General features: G+C 60.1%; 19 protein-coding genes. 8 read left to right on the top strand and 11 right to left on the bottom strand.

Annotated elements, in window-relative coordinates; genetic code table 11:
• Positions 1-72: 72 nt before the first annotated feature.
• Positions 73-864, bottom strand: a complete 792-nt coding sequence (locus tag ACYVAC_RS03360) for a polysaccharide deacetylase family protein (RefSeq protein ID WP_461096157.1) — start codon at positions 862-864, stop codon at positions 73-75.
• Positions 813-1,820: a glycosyltransferase family 2 protein gene (locus ACYVAC_RS03355; RefSeq protein ID WP_461096155.1), complete on the bottom strand. Its 1,008-nt coding sequence runs from the start codon at positions 1,818-1,820 to the stop codon at positions 813-815. Before ACYVAC_RS03355 ends, ACYVAC_RS03360 begins: the two co-directional genes overlap by 52 nt.
• Before the next feature lie 138 nt (positions 1,821-1,958).
• Here ACYVAC_RS03355 and ACYVAC_RS03350 point away from each other — a divergent pair, with 138 nt between their 5' ends.
• From ACYVAC_RS03350 to ACYVAC_RS03340, 3 genes are all read left to right on the top strand, one after another.
• A complete protein-coding gene (locus ACYVAC_RS03350) occupies positions 1,959-2,966 on the top strand; it encodes an ion channel (protein ID WP_461096154.1) in 1,008 nt (335 codons plus the stop codon).
• 103 nt (positions 2,967-3,069) lie between these two features.
• Positions 3,070-3,975: a S66 peptidase family protein gene (locus tag ACYVAC_RS03345; protein WP_461096153.1), complete on the top strand. Its 906-nt coding sequence runs from the start codon at positions 3,070-3,072 to the stop codon at positions 3,973-3,975.
• A gap of 60 nt (positions 3,976-4,035) precedes the next feature.
• Positions 4,036-4,827 (top strand): hypothetical protein, encoded by a 792-nt coding sequence (locus ACYVAC_RS03340; protein ID WP_461096152.1) that lies wholly within the window; start codon positions 4,036-4,038, stop codon positions 4,825-4,827.
• A 117-nt stretch (positions 4,828-4,944) separates the two neighbouring features.
• On the opposite strand, the gene ACYVAC_RS03335 is transcribed toward ACYVAC_RS03340, so the two are convergent.
• Complete coding sequence (locus tag ACYVAC_RS03335; RefSeq protein ID WP_461096151.1) at positions 4,945-6,015, bottom strand: M42 family metallopeptidase; 1,071 nt, start codon at positions 6,013-6,015, stop codon at positions 4,945-4,947.
• Positions 6,016-6,159: 144 nt separating this feature from the next.
• On the opposite strand from ACYVAC_RS03335, the gene ACYVAC_RS03330 reads away from it, so the two are divergent.
• Together ACYVAC_RS03330 and ACYVAC_RS03325 are read left to right on the top strand one after the other, a co-directional pair.
• Positions 6,160-6,738: a DinB family protein gene (locus tag ACYVAC_RS03330; protein WP_461096150.1), complete on the top strand. Its 579-nt coding sequence runs from the start codon at positions 6,160-6,162 to the stop codon at positions 6,736-6,738.
• On the top strand, positions 6,731-7,465 hold the full coding sequence (locus ACYVAC_RS03325; protein ID WP_461096149.1) for a pseudouridine synthase: 735 nt from the start codon (positions 6,731-6,733) through the stop codon (positions 7,463-7,465). The genes ACYVAC_RS03330 and ACYVAC_RS03325 overlap by 8 nt, the downstream gene beginning before the upstream one ends.
• Before the next feature lie 23 nt (positions 7,466-7,488).
• On the opposite strand, the gene ACYVAC_RS03320 is transcribed toward ACYVAC_RS03325, so the two are convergent.
• Together ACYVAC_RS03320 and ACYVAC_RS03315 are read right to left on the bottom strand one after the other, a co-directional pair.
• Positions 7,489-8,631, bottom strand: coding sequence for a DEAD/DEAH box helicase (locus ACYVAC_RS03320; protein WP_461096148.1), 1,143 nt, complete (start codon positions 8,629-8,631; stop codon positions 7,489-7,491).
• A 64-nt stretch (positions 8,632-8,695) separates the two neighbouring features.
• A complete protein-coding gene (locus ACYVAC_RS03315; RefSeq protein ID WP_461096147.1) occupies positions 8,696-10,036 on the bottom strand; it encodes a DEAD/DEAH box helicase in 1,341 nt (446 codons plus the stop codon).
• Between the two features lie 204 nt (positions 10,037-10,240).
• On the opposite strand from ACYVAC_RS03315, the gene ACYVAC_RS03310 reads away from it, so the two are divergent.
• Complete coding sequence (locus tag ACYVAC_RS03310; protein WP_461096145.1) at positions 10,241-11,563, top strand: DEAD/DEAH box helicase; 1,323 nt, start codon at positions 10,241-10,243, stop codon at positions 11,561-11,563.
• Here the strand turns inward: ACYVAC_RS03310 and ACYVAC_RS03305 are convergent.
• The gene (locus ACYVAC_RS03305; RefSeq protein ID WP_461096144.1) at positions 11,560-15,588 is read right to left on the bottom strand and encodes a two-component regulator propeller domain-containing protein; all 4,029 of its coding nucleotides are present in this window, start codon (positions 15,586-15,588) and stop codon (positions 11,560-11,562) included. The two genes, ACYVAC_RS03310 and ACYVAC_RS03305, sit on opposite strands and share 4 nt — an antisense overlap.
• Before the next feature lie 563 nt (positions 15,589-16,151).
• On the opposite strand from ACYVAC_RS03305, the gene ACYVAC_RS03300 reads away from it, so the two are divergent.
• Positions 16,152-16,400: a hypothetical protein gene (locus ACYVAC_RS03300; protein WP_461096143.1), complete on the top strand. Its 249-nt coding sequence runs from the start codon at positions 16,152-16,154 to the stop codon at positions 16,398-16,400.
• Positions 16,401-16,410: 10 nt separating this feature from the next.
• Here the strand turns inward: ACYVAC_RS03300 and ACYVAC_RS03295 are convergent, their stop codons facing one another.
• The 4 genes from ACYVAC_RS03295 to ACYVAC_RS03280 form a co-directional block, all read right to left on the bottom strand.
• Positions 16,411-16,824, bottom strand: coding sequence for a hypothetical protein (locus ACYVAC_RS03295; RefSeq protein ID WP_461096142.1), 414 nt, complete (start codon positions 16,822-16,824; stop codon positions 16,411-16,413).
• A gap of 89 nt (positions 16,825-16,913) precedes the next feature.
• Positions 16,914-17,693 (bottom strand): 3-keto-disaccharide hydrolase, encoded by a 780-nt coding sequence (locus tag ACYVAC_RS03290; RefSeq protein ID WP_461096141.1) that lies wholly within the window; start codon positions 17,691-17,693, stop codon positions 16,914-16,916.
• A gap of 51 nt (positions 17,694-17,744) precedes the next feature.
• Positions 17,745-19,040, bottom strand: a complete 1,296-nt coding sequence (locus ACYVAC_RS03285) for an alpha/beta hydrolase family protein (protein ID WP_461096140.1) — start codon at positions 19,038-19,040, stop codon at positions 17,745-17,747.
• A gap of 33 nt (positions 19,041-19,073) precedes the next feature.
• The gene (locus tag ACYVAC_RS03280) at positions 19,074-20,156 is read right to left on the bottom strand and encodes a Gfo/Idh/MocA family protein (RefSeq protein ID WP_461096139.1); all 1,083 of its coding nucleotides are present in this window, start codon (positions 20,154-20,156) and stop codon (positions 19,074-19,076) included.
• Between the two features lie 141 nt (positions 20,157-20,297).
• On the opposite strand from ACYVAC_RS03280, the gene ACYVAC_RS03275 reads away from it, so the two are divergent.
• Complete coding sequence (locus ACYVAC_RS03275; protein WP_461096138.1) at positions 20,298-20,963, top strand: NAD-dependent epimerase/dehydratase family protein; 666 nt, start codon at positions 20,298-20,300, stop codon at positions 20,961-20,963.
• On the opposite strand, the gene ACYVAC_RS03270 is transcribed toward ACYVAC_RS03275, so the two are convergent.
• Positions 20,951-21,469 (bottom strand): GreA/GreB family elongation factor, encoded by a 519-nt coding sequence (locus ACYVAC_RS03270; RefSeq protein WP_461096137.1) that lies wholly within the window; start codon positions 21,467-21,469, stop codon positions 20,951-20,953. The genes ACYVAC_RS03275 and ACYVAC_RS03270 overlap by 13 nt on opposite strands.
• Positions 21,470-21,830: the final 361 nt, after the last annotated feature.

Genomic DNA, 21,830 nt, shown 5'->3' with positions numbered 1-21,830 from the left:
CAACACTGAAAGCCCCGTGTCGACTATCGACCACAGTAAACTGTATACTGTAAACTCTTAACAGTATACTGCCTACCGTAACGTCTCCGCAAACTCGTTCATCGTGCTGAACTCACCCTGTGGTTTCAGAAACCGCAGCAGGTCTTCGACGCGGTCGAGCAGCCGCTCGTGCGAATGGCGCCGGACATAGGTCGGAATCCGGTCGTAGGCCGACAGGTCGGTAAACTCCCAGGGGTGCACATAAAGGTTCAGAAAACCGTCGGCCGCCAGGGTTTGCCGACAGAGCGTCTTGTAATAGGCAAACGGAAAGTTTTTCAGGCTCAGCCAGAACAGCGGTAGCCGAAGGGTGGGCGTTACCGACGCCGGAATCTGCCACACGCCCTGCTCACGGAACGGGTGCCGGGGCTCACCCCAGTGGTTGTAGCGGCCCGGAAGCCAGGTTGGGTGGAGCGACGAATTATAGCTATAGCCGGCCTGCGCCACGTCGGTTGGGTCGACAAAGCCCATGCGCGCCCGCCGAAACCCCGTTACGGGGCGCTCGAGCAGCGTTTCGAGCGCCTGCCGGGATTTGAGCAGGTCGGCCGGTTCGAACGTGGTATGATAATAGCCGTGCGACGCAATTTCATGCTGCTGCGCCAGCGATCGGATCAGGTCGGACTCGTGCAGCGCGTAGTTGGCCGTAGTAAACAGTGTGGTTCGGGCACCCACGGCGTCGAACCGGTCGGCCAGCAAGCGCAGTCCGCGGGTCGATACGGCAATCTGCTCCGGCAGCGGAATAGCGTGGCCGAACTCAACGGCCGTATCAAACTCCTCTACGTCAACGGTGAATAAAATGTGGTGTCGGCTTCGTCCGGCTGTGCCCATGCTACTGTCGTCTCCTCAATCTCGTCGGTGTCGCCAATGATGTAGGCGGGTCGTTTCTTGACCTCCACAAACGTTTTGCCCAAATATACGCCGATAATGCCGATCATGATAAACTGCACCCCGCCGATCAGCACCAGCAGTACCACCAGCGTGGTCCAGCCCGATACGGTAGCGTTGGTGAAGAAGTACTCGTAGGTGGCTTCGGCGCCAAAGAGCAGCGCAAACAGCGACATGGTGAAACCCAGCAGCACCGACAGGTAAAGGGGCTTGGTCGAAAAGGAGGTGATGCCCATGGCTGCCAGCTGCATCATCTTCCGGATCGAGTATTTCGACCGGCCGGCGTAGCGGGCTGCGGGCTGATACATGATCCGGCACTGCCGGAAACCTACCCACGAAATAGCCCCGCGCAGAAACAGATCGTTTTCCTTGAACTGTTTCAGCGTATCGACCACCTTGCGGTCGAGCAGGCGAAAGTCGGCCGCGCCATCCTCGATCTGCAGGCCCGATACGCGCCGGAGCAGACTATAGAATTTGGCCGAGCTGGTGCGTTTGAACCACGACAGTTTGGGATCGGGCTGCCGAACGGTGTACACGACCTCGTAGCCCTGCCGCCATTTGTCGATCAGGGTCGGAATCAGTTCGGGCGGATGCTGCAGGTCGGCGTCGAGGCAGATCACGGCCGAACCGCGGGCGTTGTCGTAACCCGCCCGGAGTGCCATCTGATGACCAAAGTTGCGCGAAAACGAGATAAACCGGACACAGTCATACGTGTTGCTCAACTGCCGGAGCACGTGCCGCGTCTGATCTGTACTGCCATCGTCGATGATCAGAATCTCGTAGTCACTGTATGGCGATAACACAGCCATGAGTCGGTGAACCAAAACCGGCAGATTTTCCTCTTCGTTGTAGGCCGGTACAATTACACTGATCATGCCTTTGGGCGTAGTCGGGTACATGGTAGCTAAATGACAGCAGGCTGTCCTGAAAATTCAAGCTAAATTAAGTATATCTACTTAATAAGTAGGTATTGTACGTATTAAAATAACAGCGTACGTAACCATAAGTTCGTCACGAACTGATCACCTGTCGCTATAATGGAGGGAAAAAAAAGAGGTCCTGTACAGGCTGATAGCCCTAACCTGCACGGAATCAACAGCCAACTGGTTGTTCAGGAGGAGCAGCGACTCGACCCGGGTTTCGGTACCAGGCTGAACGACACCAACACCCGGCTCATCAATCACGATGGCAGTTTTAATATCCGGCGCAGCGGGCAGCGCTTTTATGACTGGCTCAATCTGTATAACCGGCTGATCACGATGGGATGGCGGCAGTTTATGGGGTGGGTGCTGGTGTTCTACGTGGTTGTCAACGGCCTGTTCGCCCTTATTTACCTGCTGGCCGGAGCCGATCAGTTGCAGAGTTCAGTCGAGAATCAGCCGTATGGACCGTTCTGGAAAGCGTTTTTTTTCAGCTCCCAGACCATGACCACCGTGGGCTACGGCCACATTGCGCCCGTCAGCTTCACCGTCAGTATCATTGCGGCCATGGAGTCGATGATCGGGCTATTGTCGTTCGCGCTGGTAACGGGCCTGCTATACGGACGCTTCTCGCGGCCGGTGGCCCACATCCGGTTTTCGATCCAGTCGGTATTTGCGCCTTATCTTGACGTGAATGGCTGGATGTTTCGGGTTGTCAACACCCGCGCCAATCAGCTGATCGACGTGGAAGTAGAAGTATCGCTGACCCGGCTCGAAACCAGTGCCGATGGTGTACGGCAACGGCGATACTACCGCCTGAATCTCGAGCGGAACAAGGTGACGTTTTTTCCGACCAACTGGACGCTGGTGCATCCAATCACAACCACCAGTCCGCTCCACGGCTGTACGCCGGAAGCACTGGCTGAATCTGATGCCGAATTTCTAATTTTGCTGCGGGCTATGGACGATACATTCTCACAGGTGGTGCATAGCCGGTATTCGTATCGGTATAATGAAGTGCTGTGGGGCCAGAAATTCAGCCCTATGTACGATGGTACGCAGCAGGGCAATACAACCCTTGATTTTGATAAACTGGACGATACCCAGCCGGCGGCACTGAACTGACGGGGTGGGTGAACGCCGGCAACATCCGTTCAGTGATGCCGGCCAAAACAAATGTCCGGAACCCGGGAGGCCCGGAGTGGACTCTCTACAAACCCAATTTAGCTTGCTTATTCCTCCTTTTCTGAAACCGGGCGATACGGTAGCGGTGGTGTCGCCCGCCAGCCGCCTGCCCTACGAAGCCCTTGAGGCTGGTTTGCGTGTGCTGCGCGACGACTGGCAGCTGACGGTACTCGAAGGCGATAGCCTGCGCGCGGCCGATGGCCCATTTGCCGGCTCCGACGCCCTGCGCCGGGCCGATCTCCAGCGGTTCTTCGACGATCCGTCGGTGAAGGCCGTGTTTGCGTCGCGGGGTGGCTACGGCTGCTACCGCATTGCCGACGACCTCGACCTGACGGGCCTGCGGGCCAACCCCAAATGGCTGGTTGGCTTCAGCGATGTAACGGTGCTGCTCAGTTTGCTGTATCGCCATGGTTTGCCCAGCCTGCACGGCATCATGCCGGGCCAGTTTGGCCGGCCCGAACGGGCGGGTTCGCTGGCGCTGCTGCGGCAATGGCTCTTTGGCGAGGCCCCCGCGCACTACGCAACCTCGCCCCACGCCCTCAACCGGGCGGGGCAGGCATCCGGACCGCTGCTGGGGGGCAACCTGACCATGCTCATCAACTCGATCGACACGCCCACCGACCTGCCCTACGAGGGGGCGGTGCTGTTTCTGGAAGATATCGACGAAACGCTGTTTTCGCTCGACCGGATGATGCGGCAGCTGCATCGGTCGGGCCGACTGGCCGTACTGGCCGGGCTGGTAGTGGGGCAGTTTTCTGATATGCGGTCAAATCCCTCCCTGCCGTTCGGCACCGATGCCTATGGAATCATAGCCGAGGTAGTAGCCAACTACCGGTTTCCGGTGCTGATGGGGCTACCCGCCGGTCACGACGACGAAAACCTGCCACTGCCCATCGGCCAAAAGGTCGACCTGCTCGTCGACGCCAGTGGCGGTGTGCTACGTTTCTGATTTATCCCGGAAAGAGGCAATTTTTTCGTAGTTTCGGCTAGATTCAGGCAGTATTGATCGATGGAACACGGAAGGTTTAACTGGGTTAGCTGGGTGGCGCTGCTGCTGACGGTGGCGGGTTGCGGGTCGGCCGATCCGGGGGCGCAGCGCTTTCGGGTAGTTCGGGCCTCGCAACTGAATTTCGATCAGCGTGTAACGCTGACCTATCAGTATGATCAGCAGGGACGGCTGGCGCGGGTGGTCGAGTATCCCGATACGGCTGCTGCCGGCCCTATAACGGCGCAGGCTACCATTACCTATGATCCCGCCAAGCCTGCCCACCTGGCCACGGTCGACAAGCAGTTGACCAGGCCCTACTACGATAGCGATGGCCTGGTGGTAGGTATTCGTCGAACATACCAGTACGACGATCGGGATCGGCTGACGATCATTACGGAGTCGCGCGCGATGGGCGATTTCAGTCAGCTAAAGCCGACCCAGCGGTACGAGTATATCTACGGCGAGGGTCGTGAACCCGCCACGCTGACCATTACCGGGCCGGGGCCGCTGTTTGCCCGCGATATGTATACCTACACCTTTGCCGATGGTAACGCCGTGGGGATCAGTACAGTCAGTACGACGTCGCAGCGCAACACGCCCGTTATCACGCAGAGTACCGTAACGTTCGATAAAAATCCCAATGTGTTTGGGGGCTTCTGGGCGGTTTATCCGGGCATCACCTCGTTCAACCGCAATAACATTATCGCTTCCGGCGTCACGCTTTTCCACGACAGCCGCGGACTGCTGGTACGTCGGGTCAAAGCAGGCGCCTACATCGACGACGTGACGACGTATTGGTACGAAGCGTATTAAAGAGTGAAAGAGCGAAAGCGAGCGCTGCAGCCGGTACATGACAACGAGCCCGCTGTTGGCGCGTCCGTGTCGAAACGGCCACGCCAACAGCGGGCTCGCAACCCGTAAGCGCCTGACTTACTTGATATACCGGAAATCTTCGTTGCCTTTGAGGGCCAGCAGCGTTTCGTACATAAGCTTGATTACATTCTGCACGTCATCCATGTGTACCGTTTCGACGGTAGTATGCATGTATTTAAGCGGCAGCGAAATCAGCGCTGAGGCAATGCCTTCGGTTGCATAGGCAAACGCGTCGGTATCCGTACCGGTCGACCGGCTGACGGCCTGCCGCTGAAACGCAATGTCTTTCTCCGTCGCCACGTTGATCAGAAAATCGAGCACGTTGTTCTGCACGGCAGGACCATAACACAGCACAGGCCCGTCGCCACACTTCAAATCACCCTGTTCTTTCTTGTCGTACTTGGGCGATTGGGTGTCGTGGGTCACGTCGGTGCAGATGGCGAGGTCGGGCTTGAGCCGCCGGGCAATCATCTCGGCACCGCGCAGGCCAATTTCTTCCTGCACGGCGTTGACCACGTAGAGCGTGTAGGGCAGCGTAATGTTGTTCTCCTTGAGCAGGCGCGCCACTTCGGCGATCATGAAGCCACCCATCCGGTTGTCGAGCGCCCGGCCCACGTAGAAGCGGTTGTTCAGTTCCATCAGCCCGTCGGAGAAGGTGCAAACCGTGCCGACGTGGATGCCCATGGCCAGCACTTCCTCTTTATTGGCGGCCCCCACGTCGATAAACAGATCGGTTACTTTGGGGGCGGTATCTTTGCTCAGGTCGCGGACGTGGATGGCGGGCCAGCCGAAAACGCCTTCGACAATACCCTGCTTCGTGTGCAGGTTGACCCGCATGGAGGGCGCGATGAGGGCATCGGAGCCGCCATTGCGCCGGACAAACAGGTAGCCATCGTCGGAGATGTAATTAACAAACCACGAAATCTCGTCGGAGTGGGCTTCAATCACCACTTTGTAGGGCTGCCCCGGGTTGATGACGCCAACGGCCGTGCCGTAGGTGTCCACGATATACTCGTCGGTGTAGGGCTTCAGGTAATCAAGCCAGATCTGCTGCCCCGACGATTCGAAACCCGTTGGGGAGGCATTGTTCAGGTATTGATACAGGAAAGTTTTACTTTGTTCGTTCATTGCCGGAATAGACGTAACAGGCCGGACGAAATGCCCGGTTCACAAATGTACAACGGGGGCCCATTGCCTGATGGTTTGTGGCCCTACTTTTGACCGCTACCCGGCAGCGTGATGATGACCTTAACCGACTGATTGCAGCACCCCATGGAACCTTTACCCAACACCCCCGTAACGGGGCCCGTCACCGAAACCGAACGGACCTACGCCCTAAACGCCCTCCAGACCACGCAGGGGCTGCTCCACGAAGCCGTGGCCGGTTTGAGCCCGGCGCAGCTAACGTTTAAAACCGAGCCCGGCCGCTGGTCGATTGCCGAGTGTGTCGAGCACATCGTGCTGGTGGAGCGCGGTATCTTCAAGTATATGCAGCGCAGCATGGACGAACCCGCCGACGCAGCCCGCCGGGCCGAAATCAAGGTGTCGGATGTCGACATGGTGCGGGCGGTGCGGAGCCGGGGTGTAACGCTGGCTTCGCCCGCGCCCTTCGTGCCAACGGGCCGCTACGGCGATACCGACGCCACGCTGGCTGCGTTCGACGAGGGCCGCAGCGCCGTGACAGACTGGTTGTCGACCCAGGCGGGCGACCTGCGCACCCACTTTTTTCCGCATATCGCCTTCGGTACGCTGGATGGCTACCAGGCCATGCTGCTTATCAGCGCGCATGGCGAACGCCACCGCAAGCAGATCGAAGAGATCAAAACCAACCCTGCTTTTCCGCGTGACTGATTCGATTGACGAAACGGGCGACGGGCCACCGCGCCCGTTGCTACCCATACTGTACCAGACCGATACACTGGTTGCCATCAACAAACCCCATGGCCTGCTGGTACATCGGTCGCCCATCGCCAGCGATGCGAGTGAATTTGCCGTTCAGCTCCTGCGCGATCAGCTCGGGCAGCGCGTGTATCCGGTGCACCGGCTCGACCGCAAAACGGGGGGCGTACTGCTCTTTGCTCTCAACGAGAGCCAGAATGCCGCCATGCAGCAGCAGTTTATGGATGGGCTGGTCGATAAAACCTACCTGGCCATCGTGCGCGGCTATACCGACGACGAACAGGTAATCGACTACCCCCTCCGGCGCGACGATGGGCTGCTGCAGGACGCCCGCACGGTGCTGATCACCCGGCAGCGCACCGAAGTGCCTATTCCGTTTGGCAAACACGCCACCTCCCGCTATTCGCTGGTCGAGCTGCGCCCCACCACGGGCCGGATGCACCAGCTGCGCAAGCACATGGCCCACATTCTGCACCCCATCATTGGCGACCGGCCGCACGGGTGCAACAAACAGAACAAGCTGTTTCTGGCGCATTTCGGCATGAACACCATGTTGCTACACGCCTGGTCGATTCGGTTTCAGCCGCCCGGAGCCGATGCGCCGGTAACGATCGAGGCCCCGTTTCAGGCGGAGTTTACGCGGATGCTGTCGGCGCTGTTCGCGCCGGTAGGGACCTGATCCGGTGGCAGTGCCGTGAGTGGCTAAACGCCCTGCAGGTTGAATTCGTCGGTGTCGAGGATTTCGACGCGCCGGCCCATTTTCTTCTGGATGATCTTGAAGTGGTGCTCGTCGTCGGGGGTGATAAGCGAAATAGCTTCGCCCGGCGACTCGGCGCGGCCCGTCCGGCCGATGCGGTGGACGTAGTCTTTGGGCGAGCGCGGCAGTTCGAAGTTGATGACGTGGGGCAGAAACTGAATGTCGATCCCGCGGGCCAGCAAATCGGTCGATACCAGCACGGGCAGCCGCCCGGCCTTGAATCGGGCCAGCACCTCGTTGCGGGCCTGCTGCCCCTTCTGGCTGTGGATGGCGGCCGCCTGAATACCGTTTTTGTTCAGCTTCACCACGACGTTGTCGGCGGTGCGGGTCGATGACACAAAGACCAGCACCTGCCGCATGGCGCCTTCCTTGATGAGGTAGCGCAGCAGTGGCCCCTTTCGTTCGGCACTGGTGCGGTAGGCAATCTGCTGAATCAGATCGAGCGAGGCTACGTCGTCGGTTACCTCGATCTTGACCGGTTTGCGGAGCAGCTGCTGATCCATCGCCTGGATGGCGTCGCCCAGGGTAGCCGAAAACAGCAGCGTTTGCCGGCGCGCTGGGAGCCGGTCGAACAGCTCGTTCATTTCGTCGGCAAATCCCAGTTCAAGCATCTTGTCGGCTTCGTCGAGCACAAGCGTGCTGACGGCGGAGAGCGAGAGTGCATTTTCGGCCAGCAGATCGAGCAGACGGCCGGGCGTGGCCACGACTACATCGGCCCCCTGCAGGGCCATCATCTGCGGGTTGATCGATACGCCCCCGTACACGGCTACCGTTTTGACGCGCCGGGGCAAGTCGGCCGCGAAGGCCTGAAACACATCGGCGATCTGACCCGCCAGCTCGCGCGTAGGAACCAGCACGAGGGTGCTGATGGCCCGCGACCGGTTGGGCTGGGTAGTCTGGAGCCGCTGCAGAATGGGCAGTACGAAGCCCGCCGTTTTGCCGGAGCCGGTTTTGGCAATGCCCAGCACATCGTGGCCCGCCAGAATGGCCGGAATGGCCTGCTCTTGAATGGGATACGGGCGGGCGTAGTGCTGCCCGGCAATGGCCTGGAGCAGTGGGGCCGACAGGCCAAGACTGGAAAACGACATCGAAAGGAGAGATTAACACCCTGTTTCGCAAGTCGGCTGTGAACCGGCCCACGAATCAGCTGACTTATTTTTTACCACTGTTTTTACCGCTGCGCCTGATGGGGCGGCCGTACTTGAGCATTTTTTCAGCTGCGTGGTCCCGGCGCACGTTTACTTTCTGGTTTTTGGGCAGCTTCTCGTGGAAAGCCGGGCCAACGGCTTCGCGCGGGGGCGCTTTTACCTCGATAATTTTCATGTGCACCTTCGGCTTTTCATCCTCCGTCAGCTCGTCGGTAATCACGAGGTTGTCGGGCAGGGGCACTACGGGCACCGGGTATTGCATCAGGGCCTCGACCGCGCTGAGCGGCTCGGCATCTTTGGGCGCCACCAGAGCAATGGCCGTGCCGGTCTGGTCGGCGCGGCCCGTCCGGCCGATGCGGTGGATGTAGCTTTCGGGCTCCTCGGGCATATCGAAGTTGACCACGTGCGATACGTGGGCCACATCGATCCCGCGGGCCAGCAGGTCGGTGGCTATCAGCACCCGGTGCTCACCCGATTTAAATTTCTCGACGGCGTTGAACCGCTGGTTCTGGGCCTTGTTGGCGTGAATGATGCCGATCTGGTCGGGAAAGCGGGGCGACAGCTGCTCGTACAGGTCATCGGCCAGGCGTTTGTTGGCTACAAATACCAGCACCTTGTTCATGCCGGCATCGCGGCTGAGCAGCAGATCGAGCAGGTTGACCTTCGTGTAGAAATTGGGAACCTCGTAGGCAAGCTGCGCAATGCTGGCGAGTGGCGTGCCGGCGGGGGCCGCTTCGACCCGAACGGGGTTGGCAAAATACGTGTCGATCAGTTCGCTGACCTCGCCCGTGAGCGTGGCCGAAAACAGCAGGTTCTGCCGGCGCGGGGGCAGCAGATCGAGCACGAGTTTAAGCTGGGTGCGGAACCCCAGCGTCAGCATTTCGTCGACTTCGTCGATCACCAGCCGCTTGATGGCTTTGGTTTTCAGCGTTTTGGTGGCCAGCAGATCAACCAGCCGGCCGGGCGTACCAACCAGCACATCGACGCCTTTCATAACCTCGGCCTGCTGCGGCTTCAGGTTCACACCCCCATACACCCCCAGCACCACCAGGTTCATGTAAGCACTCAGTTGCTTGATGGTGTCGACTACCTGCACCACCAGTTCGCGGGTAGGCACCAGAATCAGCAGCTGCGGAATCCGTTCTTTCGAAAACTGGTACTGCCGCAGACAGGGCAGCAGGTACGCAATGGTTTTGCCGGTACCCGTCTGGGCGATGCCGCACACATCCCGCCCCGACATCACCACCGAAAACACCTGCTCCTGAATGGGTGTGGGGGTGGAATACCCCAGATCGTCGAGGGCGTTGAGGAGGGGTTTGTTGAGATTCAGGTCGGCAAACGTCATAGCAGTACGTGTCTTATCGGCCACAAAGGTACGGCGAAACGGTGGCGAAACGCGATCCTGTTCCCGAACTGCCGGAGAAAGCGCTGATTGTCAGCTGGTCTGGTGCCGCCAGCGTGCCTGTTGGCGGGAACAAACCGGTCCTGGATCGGTGCGATGGCCCGGCGCGTCAACCAGAAGCCCCCGGAATAGCCGTACCTTTGCGGTATGACAACCGACCCCCGACACCCGACGATCCTGGCGAGCCTGGGCATCGATCAGTTGAACCCCATGCAGGCGGCTGCGCTGGCGGCCATCACGGCCGATACCGATACCGTGCTGGTATCGCCCACGGGCTCGGGCAAAACCCTGGCGTTTCTGCTGCCGCTGGTGGCGCTGCTGCGCCCCGGCGTAAACACCGTACAGGCGCTTGTGCTGAGCCCCTCGCGCGAACTGGCCCTGCAGATCGAACAGGTCTGGAAAAAAATGGCGACTGGTTTCAAGGTAACGGTTTGCTACGGTGGCCATTCGGTCGAAACGGAGCAGAACAGCCTGACCAACCCGCCCGCCCTGCTTATTGGCACGCCGGGCCGTATCTGCGACCACATCACACGCCGGAGCGTGGCTCTCGACGGTGTACAGACACTGGTGCTCGATGAGTTCGACAAGTCGCTGACGCTGGGCTTTCACGACGAGATGGCGTTTATCGTCGAGCGGCTGACGGGGCTGCGCCAGCGCGTGCTGGTATCGGCCACGTCGGGCATCCGGATTCCAGACTTCGTGGGGCTGCGACACCCGCAGAAACTGCTGTTTGCCCCCGACGAAGAAACGCGCCCCGACCTGACGATGGCCGTGGTGTACTCGCCCGACAAAGATAAAATCGATACGCTGTTTGCCCTGCTGTGCTCGCTCGAATCCGAGCCGGCCCTCATTTTCTGCAACCACCGCGACGCAGCCGAGCGCACCGGACAGCTGCTGGCCGATCGGGGCATTCCGAACCGGGTGTACCACGGCGGGCTGGAGCAGGATCAGCGCGAGCGGGCGCTCATCCAGTTTCGCAACGGCAGTGTTCGTTACCTGGTGACAACCGATCTGGCGGCCCGGGGGCTCGATATTCCCGATATGAAGTACGTAATTCATTACCACCTGCCCCTACAGGCGCATGAGTTTACGCACCGTAACGGCCGCACGGCCCGGATGCACGCGTCGGGAACGGCCTACGTGCTGCTCCACGCCGATGAACCTCGCCCCGATTTCCTGCCCGATAACCTAGCCGAGGTGGCCGTACCCACGCCCGCTGGCCTGCCGCTGCCGCCCGCGTTCCAGACGATCTACGTGAGCGGAGGGCGCAAGAACAAACTGAGCAAAGGGGACATTGTTGGGTTTTTCTGCCAGAAGGGCGGTCTCGACAAGGCCGACCTGGGGCTGATCGAGGTAAAAGACAGCAGCTCCTATGTCGCCGTTCGAACGGAGCGGGTCGAGGCCCTGCTGGCGGCTTTGCGGCCTGAGAAAATGAAGGGAAAGAAATATAAAATCGAGGCAGCGCGCTAGGTGTTGCCCTGCTGGGCACTGGCCCCGTAGACTGAGGGTGATTGTCCGTACACTTCCTTAAACGTCTGGGCAAAATAAGACAGGTTGTTGAGCCCTACCTGATAGGCGGCTTCGGCACTCGGATGGCCCTGCCGGAGCAGTTCGGCCGCCCGTTTCAGCCGGTAGTTCCGAATCACATCGGTAGCCGGCATATTCAGGAGCGATTTAATTCGGCGGTGCAGCGTAGACCGGTTCATGGCCAGATCGTTCGCCAGCTGTTCAACACTATAATCGGCGTCGGAGAGGTGGCTGTCGAGCTGCTTGTAAAATTTAATCAGGAAAGCGTTGGTGGGGGGCGTATCGGTGGGCTCGGGACCAACCCGGATCAGTTCGGCCTGGAGCCGCTGCTGTAGCTGCCGACGGCTCTCGAGCAGGTTATGTACCCGTAGCTGCAGTTCCCGCACGTTGAAGGGCTTGGTGAGGTAATCGTCGGCGCCGAGCGAGAGGCCTTCGAGCCGGCTGTCGAGTGAGGCTTTGGCCGTCAGCAGCATGACGGGGATATGGCTGGTAGTGTCGCCTGTTTTGAGCGCTTCGACCAGCGCATAGCCGTTCATGCGTGGCATCAGCACATCGCTGATAATCAGATCGGGCAGGCTTTCCTGTGCCCGCGCCAGGCCATCGACCCCGTCGACCGCCCGCCGAATCTGGTAGGTCTCCGGCAGACTGTCGGCGATAAACCGGGCCAGCTCATCGTTGTCTTCGACCAGCAGGATCGATAAACGCTCGCCCGGCGCGGCCGTCTCCTGCGTCACGGCTGGGTTGGTCGGGGGGGCGGTTGCTATCAGAGCGGTTTCGGTTTCCGGAGCGGCCGGGCGGTAGGGGAGTACCACGCGCACAGTGGTGCCCTGCCCCGGCCGACTTGTTACGTCGATGGTGCCCTGCTGCAGCGTAACGAGTTCTTTCACCAGCGCCAGGCCCACGCCGGTACCGCCCCACTGCCGGGTCGACGAGCTGTCGCCCTGGTAGAACCGTTCGAAAATATGCGCCAGCTGCTCGGGCTGAATCCCTACACCCGTGTCGGCTACGGTCAGCACCACCGCTCCGTCGGTTTGCTGCGTGAGCGAGACTGTTACCCGACCGTCGGCTGGCGTAAATTTAATTGCATTGGTAATGAGGTTGTTGACGATGCGTTCGAGCTTGTCGTTGTCGAACAGGTAATCGCCGGTGAGTGTGCTGCTGAACGTAAGCTGCGGGCCGTTCTTATCGGTAGTGGGTCGGAAAAGATCGATCAGTTGCTGCACAAAATCGGTCAGGTCGCCCCGCGCTTCGCTGACCCGCATCGACTGGGTATCGATCTTCGACAGGTCCATCAGCTGATTGATGAGTCCCAGCAGCTGCCGGGCGTTGCGCCCTACACTGGCCAGCCGGGGGGCATAGGGCGTGTCGCGCAGCTCCTGCTGCAGCGCGTCGACGGGCGACAGAATCAGGGTGAGCGGGGTTCTGAACTCGTGGGTGATGTTGGTAAAAAAGCGGCTTTTCAGTTCTTCCAGCTTCCGCATTTCCTCGGCCTGCTGCACGCTGAACGCCAGTTCCTGCTGTTGCCGGATACGGCTGGTGTAGAAGCGCAGATACGCGTAAATCAGTCCGGCCAACACCAGGGCATACAAGCTGTAGGCCCACCACGTTGCCCACCAGGGCGGCTGAATCTGGAGGTGCAGGGCCGTATGCGGAGCCGTCCAGACGCCGTCGCTGTTGGCGGCCCGGAGCCGGAACGTGTAGGTGCCGGGGGGCAGGTTGGTGTAGTTGGCAAAATGGCGGGTGCCGCTCGACACCCAGCCCGGATCGACGCCGACCAGCTGATAGGCATAGCGGTTACGCTCGGGAAGCCGGTAGTTGAGGGCGGCAAACTCGAACGAAACGGCGTTCTGGTCGTGCCGCAGGGTAAAGGCGCTGTCGGTGAGCGGCTGGTGCTCGTTCTGCACCATAAAACGGGTCAGGTAAACCGGAAACGACTGACGATCATTGCGCAGGCGGCCAGGGTCGAAACTGATAAACCCGTTGAGCGTACCAAACAGCAGCTGGTTGGGTTGCCGGTACACGGCGTGGGCCAGAAACTCGTTGCTCGGCAGGCCGTCGTTGGTGGTATAGGTGCGCAGCTCGTGGGTGGCGGGGTTGAATCGGCATAACCCCTTGTCGGTGCCGAGCCAGAGATGGCCGGCCTCGTCGCTGCTGATGGCGGCAATGCGGTTGCTCGGCAGACCATCGGCCACGGTAAAAAGCCTAAAACGGCCCTTTTTGGGGTCGAAACAGGTGAGCCCGGCCTGGTTGGTGCCCGCCCAGATTCGGCCGCTGGCATCTTCGTAAAGCGTCAGCACATCGTTGACACCTGTATCGGTCTGGTGGCGGGGTCGTACCAGATACGTCGTGAACCGCCCCGAAACCGGATCGAATCGACTAATGCCTTTGCCATTGATAGCCAGCCAGACCTGGTTGCTATGCCGACTCACCAGCAGACTGCGCAGCAGCTTCAGCGAGGGGTCGGGCCGGCCATCGCGCCCGATCAGCTGAATGTAGCTATAGCGCTGGCTGGTGGGCGAAAAAACGGCCAGTCCCCCTTCGCCCCCGGTCCAGATACGGCCCTGCCGGTCGCGACTTATCAGTTCGGCTGGTATGCGGGCGGGGTAATGCTGGTACCGATCGGTGTCGAGCGGGTGGTAAAACAAGCCCCGGAGCGTACCGAACCAGAGGCCCCGCTTTTGATCCGGCAACATCGATACCACGTAGTTGGTCGCCTGCGGGGTGGTACCCAGCCGGTCGTAGGGTACCTGCCGCACTACCTGCCGGTTTGGGTCGATCCGAAAAACCGTGTGCGTGTTGGTTACCCAGTACGACTGCCGGCCATCCCGGGCCAGCACGTTGGTTTTATTCTCGGTCATGTTGACCGTGCCTACCACGGGCTTGATCTGGAAACTGTCGAACGGCCGCGTATCCAGATCCTGCTTGTCGATACCGTTGTTGGTACCCACCCACAGGGCGCCGTTCCGATCGTGGTATACCGCCTGGGCGGCTACACTACTCAGGCCGTCGGCCGTTTGCGGGTCAGGTCGGTAGGTGACCAGGTGCCGGTAGGTTGGATCGAGCCGGTGCAGGCCCTCAGTGCTGCCCACCCACAGGTTTCCCTGCGTATCGTGGTGCAGGGCATTCAGAAACAGAAACTGGCCAATCGGCGCGTCGGCGCTTACGGGGGTCAGCGAGGGGCTGGGCTGCCGCAGATCGAGCCGGTAGAGCCGTTCGCCAATGGTGCTTACCCAGAGCTGGTCGGCTTTGTCGAGGTAGAGAAAGTCGACGTGAATCACGTGCCGGGGCTGCCCTGCAAACCGCTGAAACAGCCCCGTGCGCGGGTCGAGCTGATACAGCCCGTGCGACGAGGCCACCCATACCGTACCCCGCCGGTCTTTACACACGTTCTTGATACGCATATCCCGGATCGGGGAAGGATAGAGTCGAAAGTGCCGGCGGTCGGGGTCGTAATGCGCCACGCCCTCATAGGTGCTTAGCCAGAGGCCGCCGGCATCATCGTCGCAAACAGCCCACTGCAGATTCCAGCGGCTGCCCTGACGCGTGCGGATGGGGTGGGGGTCAACGTCGCCCGTTCGTTTATCGACCTCGTGCAGACCCCCGCCCTCGGTAACGGCCCAGAGCCGTCCCCGCCGGTCTTCGGTGATGGTGATCACCCGGTTATTCTGGAAACTGCGCTGCGGCCGGTCGGGGTTGGGCTGGAGTACGGTGAAGCTGTAGCCGTCGTATTTGTTGAGTCCGTCGTCGGTGGCAAACCACATGAAGCCTTCACGGTCCTGCAGGATGCAGTTGACGGAATTATGCGAAAGCCCGTTGCGGGTCGACAGGTGTTCGAAGTGGTTGTTGATAGATTGGGCACGGGTTATCGAAACAGCACTGACCAGCCATAGTATGAATTGCCACCGCAGCCGTGAGCCAGCGCGGCAACGCATCGAAACCGGAAAAATCAGTGGTAATAGTTGTGGCATAGAAGACAAATCGGGTACTGGGTACGCAAAAGGATAGCTAAACTATATGAACAGGATACTATGTGCAAATACGTGGATGCTTCCGCTGGATCGATGGGTGTGATAGGCTTACCCGCCGGTAGGTTTGGCACGCCACAGCCTGCAACAGGCGGATCGCTTTATTGCCCGGAAAAGAGCCCGTAACGGGCTGTAGGACCGTTTTGCAACCTGAGTGGCAGGATCTGCAACCTCCGCGGCAGTTGCCCGGCAGTGGCTGTATTATTTTTGTGCGGTTAACTATTGACCGTGTAAAGAGCGGGTTTTTCGGCACCGATTTACCCGTCTGGCCGGTAGGTAACCAGGCAGTGCCGCGGATTTCTGCCTATTCGCACCATTAATGATGAAGTACTGATGCTGGCAATCACGGAGCCCCCGGGCCAACCCTGTCAGCAACTCACTGCTTCCTGTTCACACCGACTTTAGCCCCTGAAAAAGCCGACCCTTACTGGGGTCGGCTTTTTTTGTTTCGGTGTTGGGCCACGCAACCGCCCAGCCGGCAAATGCGTATGTACGGTATGCGATTCATGGCCGTTTTCGTACAGTATCACAAGCCCTGCGCTGTCGGGTTCGACACGCCGACCGATGCGCTGGACTTTCTGTTCTGGGGCTACGAAGCCCGGGAGCTGCTGCCGTGTGGCACCTACGATCTGTTTACCGATGAGGTGCAGCTCTACAGGCATCAGGGAATCGAGACCGATTATGCCGATCCGGAGCTGATTCGCCAAACGGCCCGGGCTTACCTGACCGACCTGCGCCGGCTGGGTCGTTTCTAGACCTGCCTCGTCAGTCGGTGGCCGACGTGTCGCGCTCGCCGTATTTGGCATTACGGATGGTGATCCACTCACTCACGGTGCCGCCTTTGCTGAAATGCTCGTCTTCATCCTGCATCTCCTGATCCCAGCTGAAGTCAGCCGTAAATTGCCCCGTCGATGCCAGATCGAACTGGAGCTGATTGGCGGCCGGCGCTCCCGACTGGCTGTGCAGCAGATAGAGCGCCCGCACCGCACCAATCACTTCGTCGGGAAATTCGGTCGGCATGATCTCGGGCTCCCCATCGGGCGTGAGGTAGGTGCCGTCGAACTCGATGTCCTGCCCACCGTCGAGAAACTGTACATTGAGTCGGGCAATGGTCCACTCGTCGGGAATAACCGAGCTGATGGCGTCGGTCAGAATGATATAAATGTCTTCGGTTGTCATGCGTCGAAACAGGAAACGTTTACGGGGCCTGTCCATCGTCTGTATGGATGACGACGAGCAGGCCCCGTTGGTATAACACGAAACCGGTCTTAAAAATCCGTATGTCCGTTTTTGAGGTCGGTCTTTCTGATCCAGATGTTGCGGAACAGCACATCGTGTCCTTCGGCCTGCAGTTTCAGCCCCCCCGGTGTGTCGGTAATGCCTTTGCCACCGTCGTTGCCGCCATCGATGCCTGAATTGGGCCCGCCCCACACCTGCAGAATGGGCTGGTTGGTATGCACCTTCTGGCCGTTGAAATACATCGTCACTTCGGCCGGGGCCACTTTCGTTCCGTTTTCGAAGCGGGCTGCCCGGAAATTGATGTCGTAGGCGTTCCACTGCCCGATGCCTTTGTAGGCCCGATAGGGCGAAGGCGTTTCGTTGATAACGGCGCCAATACCATGGTCGGTCGTGTCACCATCGAAGATCTGTATCTCGTAGCGATTTTGCAGGTACACGCCACTGTTGCCGCCGGGTTTACTCACGTAAAACTCAACGTGCAGCCGAAAATCGCGGAACGTTTCGTTCGTGACAATGTCGGCCGCTCCGTATTTGCCCCCCGCCGAAGCTGGATCGTTGCTGTTGAGTACGGTGCCTTTTCCGGCCGGGTCGGCCACGATCTGCCATTTGATGGGGGCTGTGCCAGCCAGACGCGGGCCTGCCCAGTAGTGCCAGTTCTGGTCGAGCGATTGCCGCGACCCGTCGAACAGCACTTGAGCACCTTTGGGTGGTTTACTACCCACGCCGGTCTGGGCCTGGGCGGTGGTCAGGCCGATCGAGATGGTCAGCGCGGTGAGCAGAAAACGGGGATTCAGCAAAGAAGGTGTCATAAACGTTGGCGTAAAAAGGGTTAGAAAACAGACGGAGCGGGGGGCGGCTGGTCAGGGTTTGGCGTGGCGAAGTTCGAGCCCGACGCTGGTGCGGGGCTTGAAACCCGTCCAGCTGCCTTCGTTGGCCTGCTCGGGCAGAGCGAAATACGTGGCGTAGTCGAGTTTTTTGAGGTGCATCCCCAGAAAGGCCGTGACGAAGTGCTGGTTGATGTTGTTGATCCGCCGTTCGTTCCAGGCCGGTTCGGCATAGCGCAGGTACTCGTCGAGCGGCAGGCCGGGCTTCATGGCTTCGGCCGGGGGTGGGTTGGGCGCCACGTTGTGCCGGGCGTTGACGTAGGTAAGCAGGTACCGATCGGCGTTGACGGCACCGTCGTAAATAGCTTTGATACCTTTTTCATAGCCCGAAATATCGTCTTTGCTACCCGCCACGAACAGGGTGGGCCGGGTGAGGCCAGCCAGTCCGTCGGCGTCCCAGACGCCCCGTTCCATTCCCCAGGGGGCAAAAGCCACGACCGCCCTGATGCGGGGATCCTGCGACGCCGTATAAGCGGCATTGCCCGTACCCCGAATCTGCAGCGCCGTGCTGCCGGCCGTCAGTTGCCCGAACATAGTCTGGGCTTTGGGGCTGTAGCCCGCGCCGGCCGCGTTGAGCGCCCCGTAGCCGCCCATCGAATACCCGATGAGGGCGGTGTTGTTGGCATCGGCCAGGCCCGCCAGAAAGGAGTCGCTTCCGGCTTTGGTCAGTCGCGCCAGTTCGTTCAGCACGAACAGATCGTCCTGCGCCCGGTTGAGCAGCGTACTGGCAAAGCCCCCCGCGTTACGATAGGTCGACTCGAAATGGTCGATCGAGGCCACCACATAGCCCTTGGACGCCAGGTTTTCGGCCAGGTAGCTGAACATGAGCCGCGAACCGAGGTAGCCGTGCGACAGAATGACCAGCGGATAGGGCGATGCCCCGGGCTCAGGTGTCGCGTCGCGAAGGGCCCGCCCCGCAAACGTAAACGGAATCAGGGGGCGTTTGGGGTCGTTCGACGCACCCATCACCTCATTATACTGGGTCAGCTCGGCTTTGCCCGCCGGAATCCGGGCCGGATACCAGACTTCGAGCGTCAGGGGCCGGTCGTAGGTGGGCACTGTGCCCGCCGTGGCGTGCAGAATGTCGGGCTGGCTGGTATGCGTCACGGTCAGTGTCCGGACGCCCACGCGCTGCGGGCCGCGGGGCGCCAGGGCCGGCGCATCGGGGAGGGCATCGCCATACACAAACGGTTCGGGCTGGGCCGAGAGGGTAGCGGCTGTCAGGCTGAGCATCAGCCCCGATAGCAGCAGGGAAGTGGCAAACGAAGCCATAGGGTGCCCACGCAGGGCTGGGGTTTAGGTGGTTTAAAGCAGAACGGGCTGGCCGGTGCGCACCGACTCATCGCAGGCGAAGGCAATCAGCAAACTGTTGACGGCATCCTGCATGTGGTCGGTCAGATCCAGATCGTCGTGGATGGCGCGCAGGAAATACCGCTGCTCGCGGTTGCACAGCTCCTGATGGTCGGGTTCATCCTGCATATCGATCCAGGTATCGGCCCGCGTAAAGTTATCGGTCGCGTCGAGGTCGGCGTAGTGAACCCGCAGCGATTCGGTTTTGGTATGCGAATCGACGTTATCGGATTTGCCGGCCGCGCCCGCGTTTTTAGCCACGATCGATACGCAGCCTTTGGGGCCGATCACGTCTTTGACAAAGAAGGCGGTTTCGCTCATCATGGGCCCCCAGCCGGCTTCGTACCAGCCTACCGAGCCGTCGGCAAACCGGATCTGCAGCTGGCCGTAGTTGTAATTGTCGGCCGGGATATCGTCGGTCAGGCGGGCGCCGATGGCGTTGACCTGCACCGGTTTGGAGCGCGTCATCTGGCACATCACGTCGATGTAGTGCACCCCGCAGTCGACAATGGGGCTGAGGCTTTTCATCAGGTTGCGGTGTACGGTCCACATCTGACCATGGCTTTGCTGGTTGAGGTTCATCCGCATCACCAGCGGTTTGCCCATTTCCTGCGCCACCTCCACAAACTTCTCCCACGACGGATGATGCCGCAGAATGTAGCCCACCACCAGCTTCTTACCGGCTTTCTGGGCGGCTTCCATCACCCGGCGCGAGCCTTCGACGGTGTCGGCCAGGGGTTTCTCGATAAAGACGTGACAACCCTGCTCCAGCGCCATCAGGGCGTAGGCTTCGTGGGTATCGGGGTAGGTCGAAATACAGACCGCGTCGGGCTGGGTGTCGGCCAGCGCCGTGGCGTAGTCGTCGTAGAGCGCGTAGCCGCCACCCAGCCGTTCGTTCAGGACTACTTTGCTGAGGCCCGTCGAAACAAGGCCGCAAATCGTGAACCCGTCGAGGGTATGGTAAGCCTGGGCGTGCGACGCCCCCATGTTGCCGCAGCCGACAACGAGTACGCGGAGAGAGGAAGGAGTGTTGAGCATAAAGGGTTGCGTAAGCCGGAGGCCGCCAGGGCGTTCCGACTGATGAAGAAACAGTGCAAGTTACTGGCCGTACGGATAGGTTGTGCCGAATGACCGAACAAAGCCCCGCCAAACGGTGTTCGGCCCGTAAACTCCAGCAACATGGCGATCCGAGCGATTATTACCGGCGCTACCGGTATGGTAGGCGAAGGTGTTTTGCACGAATGTTTACTGAACCCGGCCGTCGAGCGGGTGCTGGTCATCAACCGTCGGCCGGGTGGGGTGTCCCATCCCAAACTCACCGAAGTGATTCACGCCGACTTTTTCGATCTGTCGGCCATCGAGTCGCAGCTGTCGGGCTATAACGCCTGCTTCTTTTGCCTGGGTATATCGTCGGTGGGTGTCAGCGCCGATGCGTATGCGCGCATGACCTACGACCTGACGCTGCATACGGCCCGGACGCTTGTGCCATTGAACCCCGACATGACCTTTTGTTACGTATCGGGAGCAGGGACCGACAGCACCGAGCAGGGGAGCAGCCGCTGGGCCCGTGTGAAGGGAAAAACTGAAAATGATTTGCGTGAACTGCCTTTCCGACAGGCGTTTATGTTCCGGCCGGGCTTCCTGCGCCCTACGCCGGGCCTGCGCAATACCAAGTCCTACTACCGGTACCTGGGCTGGCTGTTTCCGATTCTGCGTTCGGTACTGCCCCGCTACGTATCGACGCTGGCCGAACTGGGGCGGGCCATGATCCGCGTGGCCGAATCGGGCTATCCCAAACCCGTGCTCGAGGTTCCCGATATCGTTAAACTGGGTCAGGCCGGGTAATCGATGCCGAGTACGGTTAGTTGCTCGTCGCCCTGCGCGGTGCGTAACACGCCCGTTTCGCCTACACGCCGGCCTACCAGCAGGCGGGCCAGTGGAGCCGTGAAGGCGATCAGGCCGTGATCGGCATCGGCCTCGTCGACACCTACAAGCGTAAACTGCCGCTCAGTTGGGGTCGCCTTACCCCGCTGACGACGTACCCGCACTGTAGCACCAAACCGGACCACGTCGTGCGGCTGCTCGTGCGGGTCGATCAGGCGGGCGCTGGCAATGCGCTGATTCAGGTTGGCCAGCCGCCCATTGAGCAGGGCGAGCAGGCGGGTTCGTTCGTTTTCGTCCGGCTCATCGTGTGCCTGCGCGCGTTCGGCCTCGAGGGCCTCGTGTTCAGTATGCAGCAGCGCCAGTCCCCGGGGCGTTACGTAGTTGGTAGCGCCGGGTGGCAGGGGCGCCCGCGCCGGAATTACGACGGGATCGTCGGCACTTTCGTTCTTCAGGAAGGCTCTGCTCATGGTGTAAAACGGTTGACCTGTAGGCTATAACCGCCAGTAGCTGTCATTGGTTGACCAACCGCCAGGCTAGCCGGATGGTGTGCGGAAATTACTCAGGTAAAGGCGCAACAGAATTGGGTAATTATCGCCCCGCCAATCGCGTTGTTGATTCGTTATAGTTTACTTTATTTAGCTATAAATGTCGACAAATCAATGCGTTAACTCATTGCCTGAGGGGCTGGCATGGTTTTAGACTTTTTGTGATCGAAGCTGGTAGCGAATAGCGAGATGAAGGTGCCGAAGCGTGAGCCCTGGTGCCGACGAGCCACTGCCAGTCCCCTTTCTGATTTACTCAACGCACTGACATGTACCGCGCGCCCGG

The organism is Spirosoma luteolum (assembly GCF_054778875.1).
The sequence above is the reverse complement of the archived record's forward strand: the minus strand, read 5'-3'. Positions and strand labels throughout refer to the sequence as shown.

Excerpts from the sequence above, each read along its gene's own strand:
- ACYVAC_RS03310 (WP_461096145.1), top strand. The coding sequence starts at position 10,241 with ATGACAACCGACCCCCGACACCCGACGATCCTGGCGAGCCTGGGCATC.
- ACYVAC_RS03280 (WP_461096139.1), bottom strand. The coding sequence starts at position 20,156 with ATGCTCAACACTCCTTCCTCTCTCCGCGTACTCGTTGTCGGCTGCGGC.
- ACYVAC_RS03330 (WP_461096150.1), top strand. The coding sequence starts at position 6,160 with ATGGAACCTTTACCCAACACCCCCGTAACGGGGCCCGTCACCGAAACC.
- ACYVAC_RS03335 (WP_461096151.1), bottom strand. The coding sequence starts at position 6,015 with ATGAACGAACAAAGTAAAACTTTCCTGTATCAATACCTGAACAATGCC.
- ACYVAC_RS03320 (WP_461096148.1), bottom strand. The coding sequence starts at position 8,631 with ATGTCGTTTTCCAGTCTTGGCCTGTCGGCCCCACTGCTCCAGGCCATT.
- ACYVAC_RS03305 (WP_461096144.1), bottom strand. The coding sequence starts at position 15,588 with ATGCCACAACTATTACCACTGATTTTTCCGGTTTCGATGCGTTGCCGC.
- ACYVAC_RS03340 (WP_461096152.1), top strand. The coding sequence starts at position 4,036 with ATGGAACACGGAAGGTTTAACTGGGTTAGCTGGGTGGCGCTGCTGCTG.
- ACYVAC_RS03290 (WP_461096141.1), bottom strand. The coding sequence starts at position 17,693 with ATGACACCTTCTTTGCTGAATCCCCGTTTTCTGCTCACCGCGCTGACC.
- ACYVAC_RS03270 (WP_461096137.1), bottom strand. The coding sequence starts at position 21,469 with ATGAGCAGAGCCTTCCTGAAGAACGAAAGTGCCGACGATCCCGTCGTA.
- ACYVAC_RS03360 (WP_461096157.1), bottom strand. The coding sequence starts at position 864 with ATGGGCACAGCCGGACGAAGCCGACACCACATTTTATTCACCGTTGAC.
- ACYVAC_RS03295 (WP_461096142.1), bottom strand. The coding sequence starts at position 16,824 with ATGACAACCGAAGACATTTATATCATTCTGACCGACGCCATCAGCTCG.
- ACYVAC_RS03285 (WP_461096140.1), bottom strand. The coding sequence starts at position 19,040 with ATGGCTTCGTTTGCCACTTCCCTGCTGCTATCGGGGCTGATGCTCAGC.
- ACYVAC_RS03275 (WP_461096138.1), top strand. The coding sequence starts at position 20,298 with ATGGCGATCCGAGCGATTATTACCGGCGCTACCGGTATGGTAGGCGAA.
- ACYVAC_RS03355 (WP_461096155.1), bottom strand. The coding sequence starts at position 1,820 with ATGTACCCGACTACGCCCAAAGGCATGATCAGTGTAATTGTACCGGCC.
- ACYVAC_RS03350 (WP_461096154.1), top strand. The coding sequence starts at position 1,959 with ATGGAGGGAAAAAAAAGAGGTCCTGTACAGGCTGATAGCCCTAACCTG.
- ACYVAC_RS03315 (WP_461096147.1), bottom strand. The coding sequence starts at position 10,036 with ATGACGTTTGCCGACCTGAATCTCAACAAACCCCTCCTCAACGCCCTC.
- ACYVAC_RS03300 (WP_461096143.1), top strand. The coding sequence starts at position 16,152 with ATGGCCGTTTTCGTACAGTATCACAAGCCCTGCGCTGTCGGGTTCGAC.